This is a genomic window from Shinella yambaruensis, assembly GCF_050859155.1.
Classification (GTDB): domain Bacteria; phylum Pseudomonadota; class Alphaproteobacteria; order Rhizobiales; family Rhizobiaceae; genus Shinella; species Shinella yambaruensis.
This window is the reverse complement of record NZ_CP150638.1, coordinates 442,078-467,500: the sequence shown is the minus strand read 5'-3', so window position 1 is coordinate 467,500 and position 25,423 is coordinate 442,078. Positions and strand designations below refer to the sequence as shown.

At 64.7% G+C, this 25,423-nt stretch carries 27 protein-coding genes (1 of these 27 cut by a window edge); 7 read left to right on the top strand and 20 right to left on the bottom strand.

Annotated features, from left to right (window positions below):
- The 4 genes from WMC41_RS02300 to WMC41_RS02285 all read right to left on the bottom strand — a co-directional run.
- On the bottom strand, window positions 1–181 hold the 5' end (the start) of the coding sequence (locus tag WMC41_RS02300) for a TIGR00645 family protein (protein WP_244767611.1). The gene continues 320 nt to the left of window position 1, outside the view; the window shows 181 of its 501 coding nt (coding positions 1–181); the start codon lies at window positions 179–181; its stop codon lies off the left edge, out of view.
- Window positions 182–311: 130 nt separating this feature from the next.
- On the bottom strand, window positions 312–476 hold the full coding sequence (locus WMC41_RS02295; RefSeq protein WP_023514833.1) for a DUF1328 domain-containing protein: 165 nt from the start codon (window positions 474–476) through the stop codon (window positions 312–314).
- Window positions 477–726: 250 nt separating this feature from the next.
- A complete protein-coding gene (locus WMC41_RS02290; protein ID WP_432346905.1) occupies window positions 727–924 on the bottom strand; it encodes a CsbD family protein in 198 nt (65 codons plus the stop codon).
- An 81-nt stretch (window positions 925–1,005) separates the two neighbouring features.
- Entirely contained in the window at window positions 1,006–1,341 is a 336-nt protein-coding gene (locus WMC41_RS02285) for a hypothetical protein (RefSeq protein WP_432346904.1), read from the bottom strand.
- A gap of 177 nt (window positions 1,342–1,518) precedes the next feature.
- Between WMC41_RS02285 and WMC41_RS02280 the strand changes: the two genes are divergently transcribed.
- Both WMC41_RS02280 and WMC41_RS02275 read left to right on the top strand, forming a co-directional pair.
- Complete coding sequence (locus tag WMC41_RS02280; RefSeq protein WP_023514830.1) at window positions 1,519–1,674, top strand: DUF3309 family protein; 156 nt, start codon at window positions 1,519–1,521, stop codon at window positions 1,672–1,674.
- Between the two features lie 28 nt (window positions 1,675–1,702).
- Window positions 1,703–1,963, top strand: a complete 261-nt coding sequence (locus WMC41_RS02275; protein WP_023514829.1) for a YMGG-like glycine zipper-containing protein — start codon at window positions 1,703–1,705, stop codon at window positions 1,961–1,963.
- Window positions 1,964–2,042: 79 nt separating this feature from the next.
- On the opposite strand, the gene WMC41_RS02270 is transcribed toward WMC41_RS02275, so the two are convergent.
- Complete coding sequence (locus tag WMC41_RS02270; RefSeq protein ID WP_244767609.1) at window positions 2,043–2,240, bottom strand: NepR family anti-sigma factor; 198 nt, start codon at window positions 2,238–2,240, stop codon at window positions 2,043–2,045.
- A 149-nt stretch (window positions 2,241–2,389) separates the two neighbouring features.
- On the opposite strand from WMC41_RS02270, the gene WMC41_RS02265 reads away from it, so the two are divergent.
- Complete coding sequence (locus tag WMC41_RS02265) at window positions 2,390–3,190, top strand: response regulator (protein ID WP_244767608.1); 801 nt, start codon at window positions 2,390–2,392, stop codon at window positions 3,188–3,190.
- A gap of 68 nt (window positions 3,191–3,258) precedes the next feature.
- On the opposite strand, the gene WMC41_RS02260 is transcribed toward WMC41_RS02265, so the two are convergent.
- From WMC41_RS02260 to WMC41_RS02230, 7 genes are all read right to left on the bottom strand, one after another.
- Window positions 3,259–3,603, bottom strand: coding sequence for a RidA family protein (locus tag WMC41_RS02260; protein ID WP_134649753.1), 345 nt, complete (start codon window positions 3,601–3,603; stop codon window positions 3,259–3,261).
- 132 nt (window positions 3,604–3,735) lie between these two features.
- Window positions 3,736–4,224 (bottom strand): gluconokinase, encoded by a 489-nt coding sequence (locus WMC41_RS02255; RefSeq protein ID WP_432348235.1) that lies wholly within the window; start codon window positions 4,222–4,224, stop codon window positions 3,736–3,738.
- 40 nt (window positions 4,225–4,264) lie between these two features.
- A complete protein-coding gene (locus tag WMC41_RS02250; RefSeq protein ID WP_432346903.1) occupies window positions 4,265–5,095 on the bottom strand; it encodes a dipeptide ABC transporter ATP-binding protein in 831 nt (276 codons plus the stop codon).
- Window positions 5,092–5,946 carry an ABC transporter ATP-binding protein gene (locus WMC41_RS02245; protein WP_084437712.1) on the bottom strand — a complete coding sequence of 285 codons (855 nt, stop codon included), beginning with the start codon at window positions 5,944–5,946 and terminating at the stop codon, window positions 5,092–5,094. Before WMC41_RS02245 ends, WMC41_RS02250 begins: the two co-directional genes overlap by 4 nt.
- Window positions 5,946–6,854: an ABC transporter permease subunit gene (locus WMC41_RS02240; protein WP_432346902.1), complete on the bottom strand. Its 909-nt coding sequence runs from the start codon at window positions 6,852–6,854 to the stop codon at window positions 5,946–5,948. Before WMC41_RS02240 ends, WMC41_RS02245 begins: the two co-directional genes overlap by 1 nt.
- Window positions 6,855–6,864: 10 nt before the next feature.
- Window positions 6,865–7,869 (bottom strand): ABC transporter permease subunit, encoded by a 1,005-nt coding sequence (locus WMC41_RS02235; protein WP_244767606.1) that lies wholly within the window; start codon window positions 7,867–7,869, stop codon window positions 6,865–6,867.
- 102 nt (window positions 7,870–7,971) lie between these two features.
- Window positions 7,972–9,567: an ABC transporter substrate-binding protein gene (locus WMC41_RS02230; protein ID WP_432346901.1), complete on the bottom strand. Its 1,596-nt coding sequence runs from the start codon at window positions 9,565–9,567 to the stop codon at window positions 7,972–7,974.
- 488 nt (window positions 9,568–10,055) lie between these two features.
- Here WMC41_RS02230 and WMC41_RS02225 point away from each other — a divergent pair, with 488 nt between their 5' ends.
- Complete coding sequence (locus tag WMC41_RS02225; RefSeq protein ID WP_432346900.1) at window positions 10,056–10,775, top strand: LuxR C-terminal-related transcriptional regulator; 720 nt, start codon at window positions 10,056–10,058, stop codon at window positions 10,773–10,775.
- A gap of 125 nt (window positions 10,776–10,900) precedes the next feature.
- Window positions 10,901–11,308: a response regulator gene (locus WMC41_RS02220; protein WP_244767603.1), complete on the top strand. Its 408-nt coding sequence runs from the start codon at window positions 10,901–10,903 to the stop codon at window positions 11,306–11,308.
- 18 nt (window positions 11,309–11,326) lie between these two features.
- Here the strand turns inward: WMC41_RS02220 and rirA are convergent, their stop codons facing one another.
- The gene (gene rirA, locus WMC41_RS02215; protein WP_272804460.1) at window positions 11,327–11,788 is read right to left on the bottom strand and encodes an iron-responsive transcriptional regulator RirA; all 462 of its coding nucleotides are present in this window, start codon (window positions 11,786–11,788) and stop codon (window positions 11,327–11,329) included.
- Window positions 11,789–11,967: 179 nt separating this feature from the next.
- Here rirA and WMC41_RS02210 point away from each other — a divergent pair, with 179 nt between their 5' ends.
- A complete protein-coding gene (locus WMC41_RS02210; RefSeq protein ID WP_244767601.1) occupies window positions 11,968–13,011 on the top strand; it encodes a Fe(3+) ABC transporter substrate-binding protein in 1,044 nt (347 codons plus the stop codon).
- A gap of 57 nt (window positions 13,012–13,068) precedes the next feature.
- Here WMC41_RS02210 and WMC41_RS02205 read toward each other — a convergent pair whose 3' ends face one another.
- From WMC41_RS02205 to WMC41_RS02195, 3 genes are all read right to left on the bottom strand, one after another.
- Window positions 13,069–14,145, bottom strand: a complete 1,077-nt coding sequence (locus tag WMC41_RS02205) for a M48 family metallopeptidase (protein WP_432346899.1) — start codon at window positions 14,143–14,145, stop codon at window positions 13,069–13,071.
- Complete coding sequence (locus tag WMC41_RS02200) at window positions 14,135–15,226, bottom strand: YjgN family protein (RefSeq protein WP_272804457.1); 1,092 nt, start codon at window positions 15,224–15,226, stop codon at window positions 14,135–14,137. The genes WMC41_RS02205 and WMC41_RS02200 overlap by 11 nt, the downstream gene beginning before the upstream one ends.
- Before the next feature lie 142 nt (window positions 15,227–15,368).
- Window positions 15,369–16,865, bottom strand: coding sequence for a CoA-acylating methylmalonate-semialdehyde dehydrogenase (locus WMC41_RS02195; protein ID WP_432346898.1), 1,497 nt, complete (start codon window positions 16,863–16,865; stop codon window positions 15,369–15,371).
- Between the two features lie 105 nt (window positions 16,866–16,970).
- Here WMC41_RS02195 and WMC41_RS02190 point away from each other — a divergent pair, with 105 nt between their 5' ends.
- Complete coding sequence (locus WMC41_RS02190) at window positions 16,971–17,852, top strand: LysR family transcriptional regulator (RefSeq protein WP_432346897.1); 882 nt, start codon at window positions 16,971–16,973, stop codon at window positions 17,850–17,852.
- Window positions 17,853–17,855: 3 nt separating this feature from the next.
- On the opposite strand, the gene bcsN is transcribed toward WMC41_RS02190, so the two are convergent.
- The 4 genes from bcsN to bcsA are packed head-to-tail and all read right to left on the bottom strand — an operon-like array spanning window position 17,856 to window position 25,362.
- A complete protein-coding gene (gene bcsN / locus WMC41_RS02185; RefSeq protein WP_432346896.1) occupies window positions 17,856–18,806 on the bottom strand; it encodes a cellulose biosynthesis protein BcsN in 951 nt (316 codons plus the stop codon).
- Between the two features lie 7 nt (window positions 18,807–18,813).
- A complete protein-coding gene (locus WMC41_RS02180; RefSeq protein WP_432346895.1) occupies window positions 18,814–20,766 on the bottom strand; it encodes a hypothetical protein in 1,953 nt (650 codons plus the stop codon).
- Window positions 20,763–23,108, bottom strand: a complete 2,346-nt coding sequence (locus tag WMC41_RS02175) for a cellulose biosynthesis cyclic di-GMP-binding regulatory protein BcsB (protein WP_432346894.1) — start codon at window positions 23,106–23,108, stop codon at window positions 20,763–20,765. The genes WMC41_RS02180 and WMC41_RS02175 overlap by 4 nt, the downstream gene beginning before the upstream one ends.
- Window positions 23,101–25,362, bottom strand: coding sequence for a UDP-forming cellulose synthase catalytic subunit (bcsA, locus tag WMC41_RS02170; RefSeq protein ID WP_432346893.1), 2,262 nt, complete (start codon window positions 25,360–25,362; stop codon window positions 23,101–23,103). Before bcsA ends, WMC41_RS02175 begins: the two co-directional genes overlap by 8 nt.
- Between the last annotated feature and the right edge of the window lie 61 nt (window positions 25,363–25,423).

Genomic DNA, 25,423 nt, shown 5'->3' with positions numbered 1-25,423 from the left:
GCATGGCGAGGATCATCTCCGCATCGTCGAAGACGAAGACGTTCATCGCCACCTTGCCGAACTTGTAGAGGAACGACACCGCATAGACGGCAAGCGCCGCGACGAGGCCGAGATAGAAGACCACCAGGATCCAGCGGCTCGACAGGATGATGCGTTCGACCAGGAGTTCGAGGGATTTCATCGATCAGGCTCCAAGGGATTCGGCAAATTCACCCGTTGTTAACCAATGGCTCGAAGCCCCGCAAGGGTCGTTCGCAGATGCAAAAAGGGCGGCGTCCGCGAACGCCGCCCTTTTCCGGTACGCTTCATCCTTATGCCCTTCGAAACAGGCCCGCAATCAGCGAAAGGACCAGAAGGGCCAGGAAGACGAAGAACAGGATCTGTGCGATGCCGGCCGAAGCACCGGCAATGCCGCCAAAACCGAGCAGGCCGGCGACAAGAGCAATCACGAGAAAGACCACAGCATAATAGAGCATTTTCGAACTCCTTCCTTGTATCGTTGTAGAAACGATGACGTTTGAAAAAGGTTCCCGGTACCCGAACTGAATAGAATGACGTTTTCTTCTTCCAAAAAGCGATGCCGCCGCGGCCCCTCGGCTGCGACGGCATGGCGGTCGTCTATGTGATCGGCACTGTCCCCGGGGAAATTCCGGCAAACCGGACGTGCCCGGGGTTTTTCACCGCATTATCCGGCGCCGGAGCGAAGCCGCTTCGGCTGGACATGTGTCAGTGATGGCGCGTCCAGTCGTCGATCTGCCGCTCCGCCTCTTCCTTGGCGAGGCCGTACCGCTGCTGAATCTTGCCCGAAAGCTCGACACGGCGGCCGTTGATGACATCGAGATCGTCGTCGGTGAGCTTGCCCCACTGGGCCTGGGCCTTGCCCTTATACTCGTTCCATTTGCCTTCGATGATATCCCAGTTCATGTCGCTGTCCTTTCTGTTCCATTGAACGCATGGCGTTGACCGGAGGGAAACCGGTGGGCGCCGGAAAGGTTCCCCGGCAGGTCAGTGCATCCGTGCCGCACCGCCCGGATAGGCGCTGTCGGCGACGATGACGTCCTTTGCCGGCGGATCGACCTGCCGGACATGGACCTCGAGGCCGTTCTGCCGGCTGAGGCGCCAACTGATCTCGACATCCTCCTCGACCCAGGCGGGATCGACCGCTGCGCAGCGGCCGTGCACGAGGCGCTTGCCGGCGCCCGCTCCGCCGAGCGCCGCCGGCAGCGCGCCGACGCACTCTTCCATGGTCTCGAACGCCACCTGGGGCGCTTGCAGTTCTTCACAGGTGAGGCCGCCATGGCTGCAGCCGACCAGAAGCATGATTGCGGCTATGTGTTCCATTTCACTCTCCATCACCCGCGGGTCACCGCCCATCGGTCGGGACGGGAAACGGAGCGGGGCGATGAAAGTTCCGGGCGTGGCCAATGACGGCGTTGTCACATTTTCGGGAACAAAATCCGTCGCGGCCCGTTGTCGGCCCATCGCTCGAAAGCGAACCGGACGCGAAAGGAAGCACCGATGCTCAGCACCATTCTCCTCGTCATCCTCATCCTGCTTCTGATCGGCGCGCTGCCGAACTGGGGATACAGCCGAAGCTGGGGTTACGGCCCCTCCGGCGGCCTCGGGCTGATCGTGCTCATCCTTCTCATCCTCGTCCTCATGGGACGTATCTGATCCCCAAACCAAGCCAGGAGCCGGAACCATGAAGAACACCATCATCGCGCTTGCCCTTGTCGCCTCCACGGTGACGCTCACCGCCTGCACCCAGACCGAGCGCGGCACCGCGATCGGCGCGGGCACGGGCGCCATCATCGGCGGCGTCGTCACCGGCCGTGCCGGCGGCGCGCTTGCGGGGGCGGCGATCGGCGGGGCGGCGGGCTATCTCATCGCCCGCTCCGACCGCAGCGGCTACTGCATCTACCGCGACCGCTACGGCCGCCGCTACGAAGCACGCTGCCGCTGACACGGCGCCGGATCACCAAAAAGGAAACGGGCCCTCGGGCCCGTTTCTTGATGTCTGGAACTGGAAGGAATGGATGTTTTCAGGAACCGCTCTTGGCCCGGCGCTCGGCCTCGTCGAGCTTTTCCAGAAGATCGAGAAGGCGATCAGGCACGGGTTCCGTCTCGATCACATCGTAGAAGGATTTGAGCTTGCGGCCGACCGGGCCGTTCGGGTCGAACGCAGCCTTGACGGGTGCCTCCCGCCGCGCGCGCTTCTTCTCTTTACCTGGCTCGATCATGGCCTTGTTTCCATCCGATGCCACCCGCTATCTTCCTTTTGCCCAAGATTCCCAATAGCAAGTCAGACTTAGAATGCTAGTAATAGGTTTCCGCATGGTGAATTCTAGCGGAAACGGTTCCGATGCGGAACATATTCAGGGAGAACTAAATGTCACTTTCCACCCGTATCGCACCGCATCTCGCCTATCTCAGGCGGTTTTCCCGTGCCGTGACGGGCTCCCAGACCTCGGGCGACGCCTATGTCGCGGCCATGCTCGAAGCGCTCGTTGCCGATATCACGCTCTATCCGGAGGGGCGAAGCGACCGGATCGCGCTCTACCGGCTCTATTGCACGCTCTTCGAAAATCTCGACGTGACGCTGCCGGACAACACATCCCCCTTCGGCTGGGAGCGCCAGGCGGCCGCCAACCTCGCCAACCTGCCGCCGGCGGAACGCAAGGCCTTCCTGCTGGTCGCCGTCGAGGGCTTCGACCTTGCCGAAGGCGCGGACATCCTCGACATATCGGAAGAACGCTTCGCCGCCCTGCTCGACGAGGCCTCGCGCGACATCTCGCGGCAGGTGGCGACCGACATCATGATCATCGAGGACGAGCCGCTGATCGCCATGGACATCGAGGACATGGTGAAAGGCCTCGGCCACAACGTGACGGGTATCGCGCGCACCCATTCGGAGGCGGTGGAGCTCTACCACCGCACCTCGCCGCGCATGGTGCTGGCCGATATCCAGCTGGCCGACGGCAGCTCGGGCATCGATGCGGTGAACGACATCCTGAAGAACAGCACGATCCCGGTAATTTTCATCACCGCCTTCCCGGAAAGGCTGCTCACCGGCGAGAAGCCCGAGCCGGCCTTCCTCGTCACCAAGCCGTTCAATCCGGACATGGTGAAGGCGCTGATCAGCCAGGCCCTGTTCTTCGACGAGCAGGCGCGGCTGGCGAAATCGGCCTGAAGGCGAAGTCCAGAAATGAGAAAGGCCCGCGCAAGCGGGCCTTTTTCGTTTCAGCCGAAACGCGGGAATTAAAGCGCGGCGACGACGATGACTTCGACGAGGTAGTCCGGCGTTGCCAGCTTGGATTCGCCGGTGGCGCGGGCCGGGGTGTGGCCTTGCGGCGCCCAGGCGTCCCAGACGGCGTTCATCTTGGAAAAGTCGGCCATGTCGGCGAGCCAGATCTGGGCGGAAAGGATGCGGGTCTTGTCCGTGCCGGCGAGCGCCAGCAGGCGATCCACTTCGGCAAGCGCCTGCTTCGTCTGCTCGGTGACGTCCGAACCCGCCTCGCCGACCTGGCCGGCCAGATAGACGGTGCCGTTGTGCACGACGGCCTGGCTCATGCGCGGGCCGGTTTCAAAGCGTTTGATATCCATGTCTCGTTCCTGTCAGGTCTTGAAATTCTTGGCGGGACACCGCCGGCATGCAAAGGCCTGCGGCCCGCCGTCTATACGAGGCCGCGTGCGCGGGCGCCAGTGGCAGGGTGGGGAAATTCCCCGCACCGCGGGTCAGCCCAATGCCTTCAACCCATCGAGCGCCGCAGCGACGATCGCTGCGACGGAGGCGTCGATCCCGACGGTCACGACACCCGGTTCGCCGGACGGATCCTCCAGCGTGGCAAGCTGGCTGTCGAGCAGGCTCGCGGGCATGAAATGACCGTGCCGTGCCGCCATGCGGGTCATGAGCAGATCGCGGCTGCCCATGAGGAAGACGAAGGCGAGCGGCCCGCCGGCAGCCCGGCGCAGGCGGTCGCGATAGGCCCCTTTCAGGGCCGAGCAGGAGACGACGACGGTTTTTCCGGCGCCAAGACTTTCGGCAAGCGCCCGGCCGATCGTGTCGAGCCAGGGCCAGCGGTCCTCGTCCGTCAACGGGATGCCGCGGGACATCTTCTCGACATTGCCGGCGGGGTGCAGGCTGTCGCCTTCGATGAAGGCGACACCGAGGGCGGCGGCAAGGCCCTCGGCGACGGAGGTCTTGCCGGAGCCGGAAACGCCCATGACGACGATCGCGCGGGCCGCCGTCACGGGCTGTCCGTCCTTACGCCACGCGCTTGCGGCGTTCGATGCGGGCGCGGATGGCGTCCACGTCGACGCGGGGCGTCGCGGCGAAGAGGGTCTTCGTGTAGCTGTGCTGCGGGTTTCCGAACACCTGGTCGCGGCTGCCGTATTCCACCGCCTCGCCGAAATACATCACCATCACGTCGTCCGCGATGTGGCGCACGACCGAAAGGTCGTGGCTGATGAAGACATAGGTGAGCTTGAACTCGTCCTGCAGGTCGTCGAGCAGGTTCAGCACCTGGGCCTGGACCGAAAGGTCGAGCGCCGAGACCGGCTCGTCGAGCACGAGCAGGCGCGGATTGAGCATCAGCGCGCGGGCGATCGCCACGCGCTGGCGCTGGCCGCCGGAGAACATATGTGGGTAGCGCCCGTAGTGCTTCTCCTCCAGACCCACCTTCTTCAGCATGGTCATGGCGCGGTCGCGCCGCTCGCCCGCCGGCACCTTGGTGTTGATGACCAATGGCTCCGTCAGGATGTCGCCGATCTTCTTGCGCGGGTTGAGCGAACCATAGGGGTTCTGGAAGACGATCTGCACCTTGCTGCGCATTTCGGCCGTCAGCGGCTCATGCGCGATATCGACCTTGCGGCCGTCGATCAGCATGTCGCCTTCGGTGATCGGGTCGATCATCGTGACCATGCGGGCAAGGGTGGACTTACCGCAGCCGCTTTCGCCGACGATGGCGAGCGTCTTGCCCTGCTCGACCGTAAAGCTCACGCCCTTGACGGCGTGAACGGTCTTGGCCGGTTTGAACAGGCTTCCCGGGATATGGTAGTCGCGCTTCAGGTTCCGTGCTTCGAGAACAGGGGTCATCGGACTGCTCCTGCAAAAATCTCGGCGTCGGTCAGCTTTTCCGTGATCGTCGGCAGGCGCTCGCCGGTGGCATTTTCCGGCAGGGCCGAAAGCAGCGCCCTGGTGTAGACGCTCTTCGGGGCCGAGAAGAGCGACAGCACGTCGGCCTCCTCGATCTGGCGGCCCTTGTACTGCACGATGACGCGGTCGGCGGTTTCGGCGACGACGCCCATGTCATGGGTGATGATGATGAGGCCCATGCCGTGTTCGGCCTGCAGCTTCATCAGGAGGTCGAGGATCTGCTTCTGGATCGTCACGTCGAGCGCGGTGGTCGGCTCGTCGGCGATGAGCAGCTTCGGATTGCAGGCAAGGGCGGTCGCGATCATCACGCGCTGGCACTGGCCGCCCGACATCTGGTGCGGGAAGTGGCCGAGGCGTTCTTCCGGGTTCGGAATGCCGACCGACTGGAACAGCTCGATCGCCCGGTCGCGGCGCGCCTTGCGGGAGAGATCCGTGTGGATGCGCAGCACTTCCTCGATCTGGTAGCCGACCGTGAAGCACGGGTTGAGGCTGGCGATCGGCTCCTGGAAGATCATGGCGATGTCCTTGCCGATGATCTTGCGCCGGTCGCTGTCCGACATGGCCTGCATGTCGCGGCCGTTGAAGGTGAGGACGTCCGCCGTCACCTTCGCCGTCCACGGGAGAAGCCCCATGGCGGCGAGCATGGAGACCGACTTGCCCGAACCGGATTCGCCGACGATGGCGAGCACTTCGCCCTCGTCGACCTTGAGCGAAACGCCGTCCACGGCGCGGAAGGGACCGGAAGCCGTCTGGAATTCGACGGTGAGGTTTTTGACTTCGAGAAGCGACATCACGACCTCTTCAGCTTGGGATCGAGGGCGTCGCGCAGGCCGTCACCCATGAGGTTGATGGCAAGCACGGTGATGAGGATGGCAAGGCCGGGGAAGGTGACGACCCACCAGGCGCGCTGGATGAATTCGCGCGCCTCGGCGAGCATCGTGCCCCATTCCGGCGTCGGCGGCTGGGCACCCATGCCGAGGAAGCCGAGGGCGGCCGCATCGAGGATCGCCGCCGAGAAGGCGAGCGTCGCCTGGACGATGAGCGGCGCAAGGCAGTTCGGCAGGATCGTCATGAACATCAGGCGCAAGGTGCCGGCGCCGGCCACCTTCGAGCCGACGACGTAATCCTTCGATTTCTCCGTCATGACAGCCGCACGCGTCAGGCGCACGAAATGCGGCTGGTTGACGAGCGAGATGGCGATCATGGCGTTGAGCAGCCCGGGTCCCAGGACCGCCACCAGCACGAGGGCGAGCAACAGCGAGGGGAACGCCAGGATGATGTCCATGATGCGCATGATGAAGGTATCGACCTTGCCGCGGAAATAGCCGGCGACGAGACCGATCAGCACGCCCGAGACCACCGACAGCGTCACGACGACGAGGCCGATGAAGAGCGAGAAGCGTGCGCCGTAGATGAGGCGCGAGAGGATATCGCGGCCGACGGCGTCGGTGCCGAGAATGTGTCCCCACATGCCGCCCTGCTGGAAGACCGGCGGCAGGAGAAGCAGCTCGCGGTTCTGGCTGCTCGGGCTGTGCGGCGCGACGAAAGGCGCGAAGACCGCCACGAACAGGATGACCAGGAAGACGAAGAGGCCGATGACGGCGCCCTTGTTGCGCGAGAAATAGAACCAGAATTCGGAAAGGCCCGAGGGCGGCGTGCCACCCGTCTTGGTGTCGGCCGTGTTTTGAACCGTGCTCATGGATCGCCTCCTAGTGCCGGATACGCGGATTGACCCAGCCGTAAAGCAGGTCGACCACGAGGTTGACGATCATGATGACGGCGGCGATCAGCATCAGGCCACCCTGCACCACGGCATAGTCGCGCTTGAAGACGCTGTCGACCATCCACTTGCCGATGCCCGGCCAGGAGAAGATCGTCTCGGTGAGGATGGCGCCCGCCAGCAGCACGCCGACCTGCAGGCCGATCGTGGTGATGACGGGGATCATCGCATTGCGCAACGCATGCACGCCGATGACCCGGAAGGGCGACAGGCCCTTGGCGCGGGCGGTGCGGACATAGTCCTCGCCGAGCACTTCGAGCATGGCCGAGCGGGTCTGGCGCGCGATGACGGCGAGCGGGATCGTCGCAAGCACGATCGTCGGCAGGATCAGGTAGGTGACCGCCGACTTGAACGCCCCCGCCTGGCCCGAGATCAGGCTGTCGATCAGCATGAAGCCGGTGACCTGCGGGAAGAAGTACATCAGCGAGATGCGTCCCGAGACCGGCGTCCAGCCGAGATAGCCGGAGAAGAAGATGATGAGCAGCAGGCCCCACCAGAAGATCGGCATCGAATAGCCGACGAGCGCGACGCCCATGATCGACTGGTCGAGCCAGGTCCCCCGCTTCACCGCGGCCAGCACGCCGGCCGGAATGCCGAGCACGACGGCGAGGATGATCGCGCAGAGCGAGAGCTCGATCGTCGCCGGGAAGAGCTGCAGGAAGTCATCGAGAACCGGGCGCTTGGTGACGATGGACGAACCGAAGTCGCCCGTCAGCAGGCCTGCGAGATAATCGAAGTACTGGATGTACATGGGCCGGTCGAGGCCGAGCTGGTGCATGAGCTCGGCGTGTCGTTCCGGCGACATCACGCGTTCGCCCGACATCAGCATGACCGGGTCGCCCGGCAGAAGGCGGATGAAGGAGAACGCGATGAGCGATACCCCGAGGAACGTGGGTATCAGGACGGCGAGCCGTCCGAAGATAAAGCGAAACATGGGAGCCAATCCCTTCTTTTTGTGAAAAACCGGCGGCCCGAATCCCTTCGAGCCGCCGGCCACTGCACGCTCTTTGCGGCGTGCCCTTTCTCGTAGCCGATCTTACTCGGCGATGTCCACGCCTTCGAAGACGAAGTCGCCGAGCGGGGACTGGACGAAGCCCGAAACCTTCTTGCTCATCGGAACGACGGCAAGCGAATGGTCGATGGTGTTCCACGGCGCTTCGCGCTTGAAGATCACCTGGGCCTCCTCATAGAGCTTCGTGCGCTCTGCGACGTCGGCGGTTTCCTTCGCCTTCGTCATCAGGTCGTCGAATTCCTTGTTGCACCACTGCGCGCGGTTGTTGCCGCCGACGGCATCGCAGCCGAGCAGGGTGTCGAGGAAGTTGTCCGGGTCGCCGTTGTCGCCCGTCCAGCCGAGCATGACCGCACCGTCGCGGTCCTTGTCGGAGGAGAGCTTCAGGTATTCGGCCCACTCATAGGAGACGATCTCGACCTCGACGCCGATCTTGGCAAGGTCAGCCTGCATCAGTTCCGCCGCGCGGCGGGCGTTCAGCATGTAGGGACGGGCGACCGGCATGGCCCAGATCTTCATCTTGAGGCCGGAGACACCGGCATCCTCGAGCATCTTCTTGGCGACTTCCGGATCGTACTTGTCGTCTTCGACGGCATCGTTGTACGACCACATGGTCGGCGGGATCGGGTTCTTGGCGACGGTCGCGGCGCCCTGGAAGACGGCGTCGACGATGGCCTGCTTGTTGACCGCCATGTTGAGGGCCTTGCGGACCTCGACCTTGTCGAACGGCGCGACGAGCGTGTTATAGGCGAGGTAGGCGACGTTGAGGCCGGCCTGCTCGGAGATGTTGAGGTTCGGATCGGCCTTCAGCTCGGCGACGTCGGCAGCGTTTGGATAGGACATCAGGTGGCATTCGCCGGCCTTCAGCTTCTGCGCGCGAACGGCGGCATCCGTGGTGATCGCGAAGACGAGGTCGTCGATCGCCTGCTTGCCGCCCCAGTAATCCGGGTTGGCCTTATAGCGGATGGCGGCATCCGGCTGATAGGCGACGAAGGTGAACGGACCGGTGCCGAGCGGCTGCTGGTTCATCAGCTCCATCTTGCCGTCAGCCTGCAGCTTGTCGGCATATTCCTTCGAGACGATCGAGATGAAGGGCATGCCGAGGTTGGCGAGCAGCGGCGCTTCCGGGCGCTTCAGCGTGATCTTGACGGTCAGGTCGTCGATCTTCTCGATCTTCTCGATGACATCGGGCAGGCCCATGCCGGAGAAGTATTCCCAGGATGCGCCCGGCACGTACTTGTTCCAGGCGTTGTCTTCCTTGTACTGGCGCTCGAAGGAGAAGATCACGTCGTCTGCGTTCAGCTCACGCGACGGGGTGAAATACTCGGTCGTCTGGAACTTCACGCCCTTGCGGAGCTTGAAGGTGTATTCCTTGCCGTCAGCCGAAATATCCCAGCTCTCGGCCAGCGCAGGCTCGATTTCCGTCGTGCCGCGCTTGAATTCCACCAAGCGGTTGTAAACCGTGTGCGCGGCCGCGTCGAAGGTCTGGCCGCCCGTGTAGAGACCGGGGTCGAAGCCTTCCGGCGAGGCTTCCGAGCAGTAGACGAAGGTCTTCGACCAGGCGGCCGTACCCATCAACGAGGCAAGCGCCGTCGCTGCGAGGAGAGTAGTCAGCTTTTTCATAGTGAGCTTCCCAGGTTTGCTTTTTTGTTCTCTTGTGCGGGCTCGGGTGCGGTTCCAGCCCCGGCCTTGCGCGGATGGAACGACATTTGCCGCAGGATTGCAATAAGTCCGCGAACAAATTTGTCCAAACGGAAAAATCCTCGGAACATTATTCTCCACAGCATTAGAAACGGCTTCAAAAGCAACGCGAATCACCCGCCGCTTTCCTGTCAATCCCGACCTGAACGGATGGCGCCGTCGCGCCCGCCGCGTCATAACGGGACAACGAGGCAAGAGGGGCGGCCCTTCGCGGCCCGGCGCTGTGGCGGCAGGGCGGGGCAAAAAAGCGAAGGGCCGCCCCTCTTACATTTTCTCTTTTCTTTTCAATATCTTGCCAGAAGCGCGGGAAAAAAGTGCCCTGCGCGCGTGAAATTGTCCCGTAAAACCCTTTGCCGCCAGAGATTGCGGCGTTAGATTTGGACGCGTGGAATCCCAGGGATAGAGACCACGTGCCCGTCTTGAACAAACACTACCGGCGCTACGATTTCGAAAGCGATCTTGAGAAGGCTCTCAATCGCGTCGATTTCTTTCGCATCTTCCATACCCTGGCACTGCGTTACGGCTTCGAACACTTCGGGATACTCCAACTGGCCAACGAGCACGAGACCAGCCACCTTGCTGGCCGCCTCGTGCTGCACGACCTGCCGGCCGGCCTTGCCGAAACCTATGACAAACGCCACCGCCTCAACGATTCCGCCATCTTCAAGAGCTTCTACAAGTCGACGATCCCAACCGTCTGGCGAAGCGACGACCCGCCCGAAAACGGCACGGTCGGCAGCAGCGACTTCCTCGACCAGATCGGCTTCGACATGGCGCTCGCCATTCCGGTCCATTCGATCGCCGGCACGCGCTATGTGGTGCTCTTCCTCGGCGACGGCGAGGATATCGGCCGCAGCGCCCATTACGAGATCTGCTACGAGGCGAACTGCGCCTTCGACTATTTCCACCGCAAGGTGCTCGCCAACAAGGCCGGCATGGGCCTGACGCCGCGCGAGACGGAAATCCTGCGCTGGATCTCTTATGGCAAGACGGCGAGCGAGATCGCCCTCATCGTCTCGGTCTCCGAACACACGGTGAATTCGCACACGGCGACGATCCTGAAAAAACTCGACGTGGTGAACCGCACGCAAATGGTCGCGAAGGCGATCCGCGAGCAGATCATCCAGTAGCGTCACAAAACACAACCGTGACACCGGAGATAGCAGAGTTAGGGACTTGTTAATGGTCGCGGCCTGGATGAGAGTAGCCGCGGCCTCCGGCCAACCATTCGATGCAATCAGGTTCACCCACCGCCATGACCGCACCCGTGCAAATCCTGCTTGTCGATGACGACCCTGCGGAAAACGTCATCCTCAGCGCGCTGATGCGCAAGGTCTCGAGCTATGCGATCACGCTCAACTATGTGGAGACGGTGGAGGCGGCGCTCGATTTCATCCGCGCGTCCGGCGTGCAGCTGGACATGATCCTGATGGACAACCGGCTCCAGCCCCAGGCGGATTTTCGCGAGACGGTGCCGGAGCTCAGGCGCAACGGCTATATCGGCCCGGTCGGCGTCATTTCGTCGTCGATCAGCGATGCCTATTTCCAGAAGATAGACGACTACGGGGTCGACTTCCGCATCGACAAGGCCGAACTCGATCCGACGGCCATCGAATTCATCCTGCAGGAATATGTGAAGCGCGACGTCGGCGCCGGGGAATAACCGCCGGCACCAGGCGCGTCAGGCGGCCGGCTGGCGCTCGACCGCGGTGTCCAGGCCGAGCAGCATGCCGATCTGCGGGCGGGCCTTGACGAGGTCGTCGATCGTGTATTGCTGCAGCACTTCGAAGAAGGCGTTCAGTGCCTTGCGCAGCGCCGAATTGAGACCGCAGCTGTCGACCAGCGGGCATTCGATCTCGCCGGCCTCGAAGCATTCGGCCATGGCGAAGGAATCCTCCGTCACGCGCACGACGTCGAACAACGTGATCTCCGTCGCGGGCTTCGGCAGGCGCACGCCGCCGTTGCGGCCACGCACCGTCTCGATGATGCCCGCGCGCGTCAGCGGCTGGAGAATCTTGAACAGAAACAGCTCGGAGACGCCATAGGCCCTGGCGATTTCCGGGATGCGGCTGAGTTTGTCACCATTCGCCGCGCAGTACATCAACATGCGCACCGCATAGTTGGTTTGTTTTGTCAGACGCATCGGGAACTCCGGATCCGGTTTTCAAGTCCGAACACATATAGGACACTTCACTGTTTAGAACAATTCCAAAAAGCGGAAAATCACATTCATGTTATGGCAGGGATCGCACGGTTGACTGCAAGGGGCAAGCCGTTAAACACGACTTTAGCAGTTAAGAATAAATGCACCAGGAGGACCAGATGCAACTGCTTAAGACGTCCCTCGCCGCCCTTGCCCTCTCGACAGCCGGTCTGGCGCTTGCCGCACCTGCCCTCGCGGATGGTGAAGTCAACATCTACTCCTACCGTCAGCCGGACCTGATCAAGCCGCTGCTCGACGAATTCACCAAGGAAACCGGCATCACCACCAACGTGCTCTTCCTCGACAAGGGCCTGGTGGAGCGCATCCAGGCGGAAGGCGCGAACTCGCCGGCCGACGTTATCCTGACGGTCGACATCGCACGCCTGACGGAAGCCAAGGAAGGCGGCGTCACGCAGCCTGTCCAGAACGACATCATCAACAAGGACATCCCGGCGCAGTATCGGGATCCGGATGGCGACTGGTTCGGCCTGACCACGCGCTCGCGCGTCGTCTACGCGTCCAAGGATCGCGTCGCGCAGAACGAGATCACCTACGAGGAGCTTGCCGACCCGAAGTGGAAGGGCAAGATTTGCACCCGCGACGGTCAGCACTCCTACAATATCGGCCTGCTCGCCTCGATGATCGCCCACCACGGCGAGGCCGAAGCCGAAAAGTGGCTGACGGGCCTGAAGAACAACCTCGCCAAGAAGCCTGACGGCGGCGACCGCGACCAGGCCAAGGCGATCCTCGCCGGCGAATGCGACATCGCGCTTGGCAACTCCTACTATGTCGGTCTGATGATGACCAACGAGAAGGAACCGGAGCAGAAGGACTGGGCAGCGGCCATCAAGGTGCTGTTCCCGAATGCGGGCGACCGCGGCTCGCATGTCAACGTCTCGGGCATGGCGCTCGCCAAGAACGCCCCGAACAAGGACAACGCGCTGAAGCTGATGGAATTCCTGTCGGCCGGCACCGCGCAGCAGATCTATGCCGAGCAGGTCTACGAATACCCGGTCCTGCCGGGCGCGGAGCCCTCCGACGTCGTCAAGTCCTTCGGCACGCTGAAGCCGGATGCCCTGCCGCTCGTCGATATCGCGGCAAACCGCAAGAAGGCATCGGAGCTGGTGGACAAGGTCGGCTACAACGACGGTCCGTCGCAGTAAAGGGATGCCTCCCAAGGCCAAACCAGGAAACGGCGGCTCTCGGGCCGCCGTTTTCGTTCATTGCAGGTCCGGATCCGACTGGCCGGTGATGATCCGGCTGTAGTCGATGATGTCCTTCTTGCGCTGCGGCGTGCCCGGATGGGTGGAGAGGATGTTGGTGTCCCCCCTGTCGCCGAGCTTTTCCTCCAACAGGCCGAAGAAGCGGGCGATCGCGGCGGGATCGAACCCGGCCTTCGCCATCAGCTCGACCGATCGCCGGTCGGCTTCGGCCTCCGCGCTGCGCGAATAGGAGAGCGCCAGCAGGCCGCCGCCCTGCACCAGCACGTCCTCGACCGCCGAGCCGACGTCGCCGGCGATCAGCATGATGAGGCCGGTCATGCCGGCGGCGCGGTAGAACTGACGCAGGCTGTGCTCCAGCTCGACATGGCCGATCTCGTGCGCAAGCACGCCCACGATCATTTCCGTATCGCTGCCCGCCAGCTCGACGAGCTGGTCGGTGACGACGAGCGTGCCATCCGGCAGCGCGAAGGCGTTCGGCCCGATCAGGCCGCCGTCGCGAAAGTTGAGATTGTAGGCCCCTGCCCCGCGCGGCGACTGGGCGGCGATGCGGGCAAAACCGTCGGCGATCTCCTTGCGGCGGCCGTCCGGCAGTTTCGTCGGCGAGAAGGTCGTCTGGTCGAGCGCCTCCAGCGTGCCCTGCGCCATCAGCTGCGGCACGATCGGCGGCGTGGTGAGGATGGCGAGCTCGACGAGCGCCGGCACGCCCCAGCGATAGACCGCGCCGCCGAGCACGAAGGCGGCGAGCACGATGACGATGAGGCGGAGCCGGAACTGTTCCAGCCAGTGCACGAGGCCGGCACCGCCCTTGCCGCGCGCCGCAAGATAACGGTCGATGCCGTCATTGTCCCAGGTCTCGAAGACCGAGCCGTCCGGGAAGGTTACCCGGCGCGGGATGGCCCCGACGCGGCCGGAAATCTCGACCCAGGAGAGGCCCGCGCCGGCAAGCGGCTTCTCGCCGACGACCGGCACCGCCGCGATTTCCCCGGCCCGCTCGACGAGGCGGGCCTCGACCGAGCGGCTGGAGCCGGCGGGATGCCAATCCCCGCCGGCAATGGTGGCATTGTCAGAAGCCAAAGTCGAAACCTTCAAAGTCCATGAATTCGGAGCCGACGGCCGAGCCCTGCGCCTCGATGCGGCTGAACAGCTCGCCGATGTCGCCGGCAAAGGTAACGCCGGTATGCTCCCACGTATAGCGCGCCATGCGCACTGCCGCCCAGGGCCGCATCAGGCCGAGGGTCAGCAGCGTGACGATGACGTTGGAAATGGCGATCCAGGTGTAACGGGTGCGCGAGACGTCGCTCAGCAAGCGGTGCTGGCCGTCGAAGGTGGTTGCCGACCAGGCAATGTTGCGCACGCCCGCGCGATAGAAGAGGCCCGCAATGCCGAAGGTGGCGAAGAGCACGATGTAGCCGATGACCGCGCTGATGACGAGCGGGATCTGCTGTTCCGGCGTCAGAGCGCCGGGCGTCTCGATCATCGGTAGGATCAGCGAGAGGTTCATGAAGACGATGAGCGCGATGATGCCGAGGCCGACCAGCGCGATGAGGAACGACAGGAGCCAGGACTTGTAGAGCGGACCGAGCTTCGGATCCGTATCGAAGGCCTTGCCGCCGTAGCGCAGGTTCGAGCCGACATAGCGCGAGACCCAGCGGCTGGCGAGCGGCGTCAGGATGCCGACGGTGATGACGGCGAGCAGGCTGCCGAGGATGAAGGCCTTGAAGGCCCCGCCCGCCCCGCCGACGAAATCGAAGCGCACATTGCGATAGCTCGTGACCCGCGCGGAGAAGCGCAGGCCCTTGGCGACGAGCCAGGGCAGCGCGATCAGCACGACCAGCGTCGGCAGCAGCACGAGGATCGGTACCAGCGTCGCGATGACGTTGAGCGCGACGAAGGCGCCGAGAACGATGAGACGGCCGATGAGGATCTGCAGCCCCTTGGCGTGGTATTCGAACGACCGGCCAAGCAGCACGGTGTTGCCATAGAAGTAACGGTTACGCCGAACCTTCGCCCAGGCCGAATAGATGCCGAGCGTCAGGATCGTCAGCAGCACATTGACGATCCAGATGCCGAAATATTCCGACGCCTTGCCGGTAAACGTGATGCGGTGGAAACCGCCCGCCTGTCCCGCGGGCGCAGCGGATGCTGCAAATGCCATATCGTTTGCCCCTTCCAAATGCATAGAACACGAGGGCTTAACGGCCCGGGCCGTATGGCTATTCTTCGCAGAGCACAAAAAATCCGCAACGCAAAAGGGGCCCCCATGCGGGAGCCCCTTCAATCCTATCCGGTCGAACGGATCACTTCATCGTCGGAATGGAGAATTCCGCGCCGCCCTTGATGCCGGACGGCCAGCGGCTCGTCACGGTCTTGGTGCGGGTCCAGAACTTGATCGAGTCCGTGCCGTGCTGGTTGAGGTCGCCGAAGGCCGAGGACTTCCAGCCGCCGAAGGAATGGTAGGCGAGCGGAACCGGGATCGGAACGTTGACGCCGACCATGCCGATGTTGATGCGGCTGGCGAAGTCGCGGGCGGCGTCGCCGTCGCGGGTGTAGATCGCGACGCCGTTGCCGTATTCGTGCTTCATCGGCAGGTCGAGGGCTTCCTCGTAGTTCCTGGCGCGGACGACGGAGAGAACCGGGCCGAAGATCTCGGTCTTGTAGATCTCCATGTCCGGCGTGACGTTGTCGAACAGGCAGCCGCCGACGAAGTAGCCGTCCTCATAACCCTGCAGCTTGAAGCCGCGGCCGTCGACGACGAGGTTTGCACCTTCTTCCACGCCCTTGTCGATGAGGCCGAGGATGCGCGCCTGGGCCTCCTTGGTGACGACCGGGCCCATATCGGCCTTCTCGTCGGTATAGGGGCCGATGCGCAGGCTCTCGATCATCGGCGTCAGCTTTTCGATGAGGCGGTTGGCGGTTTCCTCGCCGACCGGCACGGCGACCGAGATCGCCATGCAGCGCTCGCCGGCCGAGCCGTAGCCGGCGCCCATCAGGGCGTTGGCGGCCTGGTCGAGGTCGGCGTCGGGCATGATGATCATGTGGTTCTTCGCGCCGCCGAAGCACTGGGCGCGCTTGCCGTTGGCGGCGGCCGTGCCGTAGACGTAGCGGGCGATCGGCGTGGAGCCGACGAAGGAGACGGCGGCGATGTCCGGATGCGCCAGGATGCCGTCGACCGCACCCTTGTCGCCGTTGACGACGTTGAGGATGCCCGCCGGCAGGCCGGCTTCGATCATCAGTTCGGCAAGGCGGATCGGCAGCGACGGATCGCGCTCGGACGGCTTGAGGATGAAGGCGTTGCCGCAGGCGATGGCCGGGGCGAACATCCACATCGGGATCATGCCCGGGAAGTTGAACGGCGTGATACCCGCGCCGATGCCGACCGGCTGGCGGATCGAGTACATGTCGATGTTCGGGCCGGCGCCTTCGGTGAACTCGCTCTTGGACAGGTGCGGAATGCCGATGACGAATTCGCAGACTTCGAGGCCGCGGATGACGTCACCCTTCGAATCCTCGATGGTCTTGCCGTGTTCGCGCGAGATCAGCACGGCGAGCTCATCCATGTTCTGGTTGAGAAGCTCGACGAACTTCATGAAGACGCGCGCGCGGCGCTGCGGATTGGTGGCGGCCCACTTCGGCTGCGCGGCCTTGGCGCTGTCGATGGCGGCCTGGAGATCCGCGTCGTTGGCGAGCGCGACCGTCGCCTGAACCTCGCCCGTCGCAGGGTTGTAGACGTTTGCGGTGCGACCGCTGGTGCCGGCGACCTTCTCGCCGTTGATGAAATGGCCGATCTCGTACATGGGGAGTCCTCCGTTTGTTGTGAGAGGATCATCGCACTTCAATTTGCACAACTCAATCACCTTGGATAAGGAACCGTTGTGCAGAAATTAAAGTCGGAGGCAAAGATGAACTGGGATGACGCCCGCATGTTCCTGGCGGTGGCCCGCACCGGGCAGATCCTCGCCGCCTCCCGCCGCCTCGGCGTGAACCATGCCACGCTCAGCCGGCGCGTCAGCGCGCTGGAGGAGGCGTTGAAGACGCGGCTCCTCATCCGCCGCACCAATGGCTGCGAGCTCACCGCCGAGGGCGAGGCCTTCTTGCGCGCAGCCGAGCGGATGGAGACGGAGATGCTGGCGGTGCAGGCGAGCATCGGCCGCATCGATACCGCCGTCGCCGGCACGGTGCGCGTCGGCGCGCCGGACGGGTTCGGCGTCTCCTTCCTCGCGCCGCGCCTCGGCCGGCTGACGGCGCGCCATCCGGAGTTGAAGATCCAGCTCGTGCCGGTGCCGCGCTCCTTCTCGCTCTCCCAGCGCGAGGCCGACATCGCCATCACGCTGGAACGGCCGGAGCAGGGGCGCCTCGTCTCCGCCAAGCTGACGGACTATACGCTCGGCCTCTATGCCTCCCGCGCCTATCTTACAGAAAACGGCACGCCGCAAACCGTCGAGGACCTCAAGGCCCATCGGCGGGTCGGCTATGTGGAGGACCTGATCTTCACCGCCTCGCTCAATTTCACCGGCGAGATCATGCGCAGCTGGGATGCGGGCTTCGAGATTTCCAGCGCCACCGGCCAGACGGAGGCCGTGCGTTCCGGCGCCGGCATCGGCATCCTGCACGATTACATCGCCCGGCAATATGACGAGCTCGTCCGCCTGCTGCCCGGCACCGCCATCCGCCGTGCCTACTGGACGACCTGGCACGAAAGCGCGCGGGACCTGACGCGCGTGCGCACCGTCGCCGAATTCCTGCAGGAACTCGTGCAGAAGGAGCACCACATCTTCCTGTGAGCGTCAGTCGCCCGCGGTGAGCGCGGCCGTCTCGGGCAGCGGCACCAGCACGCTTTTGGCCCGCGGCGTCCGCTTCTCCCCAGCCTCCTCTGCCGGCTTTTCGGCAACAGTGACCGTCACCTTGTGCCGGCCGGCCTCGCCAGGCAGCGGCACGCGAACCGCATTGCGGATGACGGCCGGCTCTTCCGCCCGCGCCTCCTCCACGATCCGGCGTTTTGGCGTGCGGCGCGGCTCTGCGCCCTCATCGATCACCGCCACGGGCTCGGCGCGCACCGATACGGGCTGGCTGCGCAGGCCGCCGCTGCCGCCGGCATAACGCAGCATGTCGAAGGTCTGGCTCGTCACCAGCTTCAGCCGCATGCCGCCCATCAGCGCGGCGATGCGCTCTTCCGGCATGGAGGGATGGCAGAAGCGCAGGCGCACCTGCGCGGAATAGTTGCCGTCCCCGATGCGGCCCATCGCCGTTTCGCTGAGCGGCGCCGTTCGCTTGGCGAACTGCCAGGCATAAAGGCAGCTCCCGGAGGTGCCGAGCGGCCCCGTCGCATAACCGTAGACGCCGTGCGTGTTCTGGCCGGCAGCTGCGTTGATCCTCATGGCGACGCCCGGCAGGGCCTGCCGCATCTCGGCAAGGATCGCCCGCCGCATCGGCGCGCGCAGGAAGGCGGTGCCTTCGGCGGGCGTGCCCACCCGCACCGTCAGCACGTTCTCGCCGGCGGAGGCCGTCGCGTTGGAATAGACGATCGCCTGTTCGAAGAAATCGCCGCGCACCGTCTGGCGCACGCTTTCGATGCGCCCGGAGATCGACGGCAGGTAGGCAGCGGCGAATTCCGGCGAGACCTCCGTCGAGATCGGCGGCGCATCCGGCCGGATGGAACCGGTTTCGAGGAACGGATCGTGCACGGCGGTGCAGCCCGTGGCAAGGAGCGGAAGTGCAGTGAGAAGCAGCCAGCGCATGAAGAACCTATCGGATGGGGGCCGTGGAGACGGCGAGGCCGCGGGCGGCCGCCGGGTCGTAGAGATGCATGTTGAGCCGCGCGAAGACCGCCTGCGCCTGGCCGCGATTGCCGAGATGGTAGTAGGCCCAGCCGCGCAGCTGGCTGAGATCGGCCGGCTCGGCGACGAGGCTGGCGCGCGCGTTCAGCGCATCGAGCACGCGCTGGTACTGCTTGTGATCGAAGGCCGAGCGGGCACGCTGCCAGTAGATCTCGGCCCGCACCTCGCGGTCGCGCCTTTCCGCGAGCGGATAGAGGCTGACCATCGCCTCGGCATCGTCCGTCAGTCGGCCGCGCAGCAGGGTGAGCGCCGCGCCATAGGCGGCATCCGCCTGCGTGCGGCTGTTGCCGAGCGCCGCCTCGAAGGCGTTGCGGGCTTCGGCCAGCCGGTTCAGTTCGAGATGGCACCAGCCCTTGATCAGCATGGCATCGGCGGAGATCGCGCCGCGCGCTTCCAGCGCGGAGATGTCCTTGATGCAGGCGCTGAAGCGCTTCGCCTTGAAATGCGCGAGATAACCGCTGCCACCGCCCGTGGCGGAAGCGAGGGGCATTTCCACGGAGACGCTGCGGCGGCCCTTGGGCGGGGTGGCGACCTTTATCTCGGCCCAGATCTCCGGGTAGATGTCGCGGTATTCCTGCTCCAGCGCCGCATAGTCCTTCTTCTGGCCGAGGCGCAGCAGGCTGAGTGCGAGCCCCTTGACGCGCACCGGCGCGCTTTCCCAGTCGAGCGACTTTGCGAACCAGGCCCTTGCAGCCTCATACTGGCGCGAATTGTAGGCATACCAGGCGAGGATCTCCGCATGGTCGGCATTGGACGTCGCGAGGATCGCGTTGCTGTAGGCGGTGACGGTTTTCCCGTCCGCGTCCGGCTGGTCCGGCTTGGAGAAGCGCAGCGACAGCGCATTCATCAGGAAGGCCGGGTCTGCGGAAAGGTCCTCGATATAGGCTTGCGCGACCGCATAGGCCTCTTCCTGCCTGTTCCCTGCCGCCAGCGACAGGTAGAGGCCCTTGGCGTTCTCCGCGTCCCGGCGCTTGGCAAGCGCCGCCTTGAACCAGCGCGCGGCACTTTCCGGCGCCTTGAGCTTCAGGTCGTACCAGCCGAGCAGCGACAGGTCCTCGAGACGTTCGCCTTTTTCCGCGGCGGCGCGAAGCTTGCCGACCTCGCCCTCCGGAATCGGCGTCTGGCGCTTTTCGTCCGCATTGAAATCCGCGATGTCCTTGCGCGTCAGATCGAGTTCGACCGGCGCCAGGCCAGCCTGCAGCAGCGGCGATGTCGCCAGCAGGCCCATAGCCTTGCGCACGTCCTCCGCCGGGAAATCCCGCGTCGATTTCTGCAAGGTCGTGAGAATCTGCTGGTCCGGCAGACGCTTGTCGCCCTCGCGGAAGAGCAGGCCGCGATACACCGAAGTCAGCGCGTCCTTCGCGCCGGTTCCCGCATAGGCATCGAGCAGCATCCAGGCGAGGTCGACCTCCGTTTCCGTCGACGGATCGAGACCCTTCGCCGCCTCGATGACGCCCATCCAGTCCTTGCGGGCGGTGGCGGCCATCATCTCGACGCGCTGCCTGCGCCGGGCGAGCTTGCCGGAAAAATCCTCGCTCGGCATCCATTCGGGATTTTCCGAACGGCGCCTGCCGATCTCGGCCTCGATGCCGGTGAAGTCGTTCTTCTCGTAGAGCGCCCAGAGCGTGCTCTCGTCCACTTGCCGCGCGGCGGGCGAATAGACATCCGCCGGCACCACGAAATCCGGATATTTCAGCCGCAGGCGGTTCGTCTCGGCCTCCAGCCGGGCGGCCTGCTTCTGCTCGGCGTAATAATAGAGGGCAGCCATCTCGACCGCGTCGGGACCGGCCTCGCCCGCGAGCGCGATCGGCGACAACGCCGTGCAACCGGCAAGAAGGGCGGACAGGAAAAGCGCTCTCATCGATCGGACCTCACGCCCCTCTTCGGCACCGTCACACCGAGCCAGACGGCGAAGGCGCCGAGGCAGGCGAGAACGAGCAGCACGTAGATCTGGAAATTGTCGGAGAACCAGGCGGCCGCGACCCGGCGCAGATTGCCCGGGCTGCGATCGGCGAAGTCGGCGATGTAGCGCTCCGCCGCCGGCAGGCTGGAAAGCGCAAGGCTCGCCGTCTCGATGGTTGCCGTGCCGCCCTGGAGATCACGCCAGACGGCAGGTGCCACGAGCCGCTGCACGCCGGCATCCACATCGCGCGGCGAACCGGCCTTGACCACCGTCCAGGTGGAAAGGCCGTCGGGCGAGCGCATCTGTGAAAGCGTCACCAGCGCACCTTCGCCATGGGGGACCCGCGCGGCATCCTCGCCTTCATAGCTCAGCCAGCGCCCGAAACCGTTCGATGCGGCGGCGAGCCAGAGCTGCGCCCGCGTGCCGAAGGAGAGGTCTTCCTGCTGCGCGGCCGTCGAATTGTGGAAGGCCTGCAGGAGGTCGGCGGTCTCGTCGCCGGTGCCGGCGGAAACCGAGGCGGTGAGCACCGGGTCGGGCTTCAGCAGGTCGGCGACGGAAGCGCCGATATCGGCTTCGGCAGGGAAAGCCGATTTGCCCGCGGCGCCGAGTTCGGCAAAGTCGTTCCGCGAGGAGATCACCAGGGCGTCGCGGCCGGTGCCCTGCGCGGGCAGGCCGATGGCGATCCTGGCATTCAGCGGCGCACGGGCGGAGCGCGCCAGGCGGGACAGAAGCGTGAGGCCGGCACCGACCGACTGGCTGTCCGTCCGGTCGATGACGAGGTCGAAGGCCTTGCCGCCGCCATAGGGATAGGCCTTGCCGGCCAGCGCCGAAAGATCGGGCAGCCGGCCGACACGGGCGAGCGCCGGAACCTCGATGGCGGTCGTGTCGAGCAGGATGAAGCGCGGCTTGCGGTCATCGCGCTCTTCCGGGCGGCAGGCGGCGTCCGCCGCCATCGGCAGCTCCGCCAGCAGTTCGATCCGGTTGACGCCCGGCCGGAAGGCGCGCAGCGGCAGCTCGATCCGCTTGCCGTCGAACTGCTCGCCGGTGCGGTTGCGGAAGGGATAGCTCTTCACCACTCGGTCGTTGACGCGCACGAGAAGCTGCGCCGTCTGGTCGAGGCCCGGCGAGGTGGCGGCGGAAAGGCGAAGGTCGAGCGTCGCATATTCCGCCGGATAGAAGTCCGCCGGCATCTCGACCGAAAAATCGGTGCGCGACAGGCGGCCGGAGAAGACGCGGGTCTCGTAGCCGGCATCCTTCAGCGTGCGACGATCGCCGGCATCGACGGCGAGCACGTCCCTGCCCGTTCCGAAGATGCCGGTCTTCAGGCCATCGGCCATCGATCCCTTCACGGCAGCGAGCACGGCCGCGCGGATATCGCCGGCATTGGCGGCGCGCATGACGACACGCGCCCGCTCGGCCGAGGCGCCGGCCTGCACGGAAAGCCCGCGCTGGGCGCCGGCGAGGCCGAGTTTCGCAAGCGTGGCGGAACCGTTTCGGTCCATCGCCATGACGAGATCGATGCCCGGCCCCGTGCCCGGCCTGTCGGCGACCGAGACCGTCACGTCATCCCGGTTCAGGAACAGGACGAGCGCCTGCAGGACGGGCGCGGCCTCGTTCAGCGTCTCGGCATCGGGCAAGGCGGGAAGGACGACACGGATATCCGTGCGCTGCTCCGCCGTACGGCGAACGGCGAGCAGGCTGTCGAAATCGGCAAAGTCGGTGGAAACGGGAGAGGCGAAGCCGCTTGCCGCCGGATCGAGCTTCGTCCAGAGCTCATAGGTGGCGTCGAGCGAGCAATCGACGCGATGGTGCTGCCGGGCGCGCAGGCGCACGACATTGCGGCCGGCCCGCAGGAATTCGGAGGCGACCACGACCTTCTCCGTCTTGACGCCGTTCGGCGAGGCGATGGGAAAACCGCCGAGGTCGCGGCCGTTGACCTCGATATCCACCTTCGCCGTGTCGGGCAGCACTGAGACCGCGTTGACATAAGCAAGGTTCAGCGTGCCGCCGGCGGCAACCTGCGGACCGTTAAGCTGGAAGGTGAAGGTCGCGACGTCGTCCTCGCCGGAAAGCGTGTAGGCCTCCGCCGACTGCTCGAAGGGCACGAGGTTTTCGGCCGCGGCGCCTTCGGACGCGATCTTCTTCGTCTCGACGGGGTGCGGCAGGAGGCCGCTGGTCAGCGCCGTGCCCTCGAGAAGCGGCTTGACGGCATCGGCCACCAGCCCCTCGGCCCGGCCGGCGCCGGCCGAGGCAACGAGGAAGACGAGCGCCAGGATCTTGAGAAGCGTGGGGTTAGCCATAGGCCTGGGCTCCTGTCAGGACCGGCGGCAATTCGGTGGTGCGGCCGGAGATCTGGGCATTGTTGTCCTTCACGACGATGGGCGCGTCGGCAAAGGATTTGACGGTGCTTTCGCGGATGAGGCCGGCGGAGTAGCGGAGCGCGCGGAGCGTCTCGCGGATGCTCCAGAGGGCGAAGCGCGAGGTGCCCCAGAAGAAGCTGCGGCGCACCTGGCGGCGGGTGATGCGCTCCTGCAGGACAGCCTGGTCGGAATACATCAGTTCGGCGATCGCCAGGAAGGTTTCCGGCGTGCGCTCCTTGTAGGCGAAGCCGTGCACCGCGCCCGCACCGGCATCGCGGCTGGAACGATAGACGACGTCGAAGGTGATGACCTGGCCGGCGCGGCGGAGCTGGATGGACGCTTCGAGCGGGTTTTCAAGGTCGATCTCCGGTGCCGTCTCGACGAATTCCACCGAGACACCGCCGAAGGAGGCATCCTGGATGATGATGTTGGAGAGCTTGCCCTCGGCCTTCATCAGCGCATGGCGCTTGACGGGCAGGCGCTGGTTGCGGCGCAGCTCCCGCCGCTCGGCGACGACGCCGAGCGCAGCCCCGGCAAGGCCGAGATTGATGAGGTTCCAGCCGGCGACGATGGTCAGGAGTTCGGTCGCGACCGGCTCAGTCAGGAAGCGGTAGCCGGAATAGAGCGCGGCCGCGAGCAGCACGAAGAAGATAAGGAAGTAGGGCCGGGCGAGCGGCGACAGCATGCTGCGGTCGAGCGTCTGGCCCTTTGCCGTGACGTTGAAGGTCGGCTTCCTCGGGCTGCGGATGACGCTGACGATCGAGCCGAAGAGCAGCACCGACTGCACATATTCATAGAGCTCGGAGACCCAGGGCCAGCGCACGCGGCCATAGAGATAGCTCTGCATGGCGAAGGAGCCGATGAGGTAGGTCACCGCGTAGGAGGCGAATTCCAGGATGTTCGCCTGGTAGATCTCCAGCGAGAAGAAGATGTAGAGAAGCGGCGAGAAGACGAAGGCGAGCCGCGACAGCGGGAACAGCCAGAACAGGTTGATCCCGGCATAGCAGATGCGCTGGGCGAGCGTCAGGCCCTTGGCGAGGAACGGCCGGTTGAGGATGAGGATCTGCAGCATGCCCTGGCACCAGCGGGCGCGCTGGCCGATGAAGGACACGAAGGTTTCCGGCTGGAGGCCGGCGATCAGCGGCTTGTCGACATAGAGGCTGTGCCAGCCCTTGGAATGCAGCGCCAGCGCCGTCTCGCAGTCCTCGGTGATCGACTGGCCGGAAAAGCCGTTCGCCGCCGCAAGCGCCGAGCGGCGCAGCACCGCCGCCGAGCCGCAGAAGAACGAGGCGTTCCACTTGTCGAGCCCGCGCTGCAGGATCGAATAGAACATCTCGTTTTCCGAAGGCATGCACGCGAAGGTCTGGAGGTTCTTTTCCAGCGGATCCGGGTTGAGGAAATAGTGCGGCGTCTGGACGAGGAAGAGCTTCTTGTCCTGCCGGAAGTAGCCGACCGTCTCGCGCAGGAACTCGCGCACCGGCGCATGGTCGGCGTCGAAGACGACGACGAGCTCGCCCTTCGAGACCTTCAGGCCCTCGTTGAGATTGCCGGCCTTGGCGTGGTCGTTCTGCTTGCGGGCATGATAATGCACGCCGAGCGAGGCGCAGAGCGCCTTCAGCTGCTCGTGGCGGCGGATCGCCGCGATCGAGATGCGCGGGTCCTTGTGGTTGCGCTTGGCCTCCGTGCCACCGTCGTCGAGCAGATAGACGTTCAGCTTGTCCTTGGGATAGAGCATCGACTTCGCCGCGGCGAGCGTGCCGGCAAGCAGCTCCGGCTCCTCGTTGTAAGACGGGATGAAGACGTCGACGGTCGGCAGGCTCGCCGCATCGCCCGTCTCCGGGCTTTCGCGCTTTACCGGATCGGCCAGCATGAAGAAGCTGATCGCCAGCATGGCGAGGCAGTACATTTCCGCGAGATAGAGGATCAGGCCGGGAATGAAGTTCAGCGGCTCATAGATGCTCGGCAGCGTCTCGGTGGTACGCCAGAAGGCGTAGCGCATGGCGAGGATGCCGGCAAAAACGAAGGTGACGAGCCGGAATGTGGCGCTCTTCGGGCGGGTCATCGCCAGGAACATCACGCCGAGCACGGCAAAACTCAAGATAAGCTGGGCCTGAAGGCTGATCGGCAGCCAGAGAAGGAACAGCCCGAACATGCCGGCGGGAACCGCCAGCCATTTGACGCACGTCATGTGCATTTGAAGAACCCCATTTGCATCGCGGCAGCGCGTCATGCGGACCGGTCCCACACAGGAACGG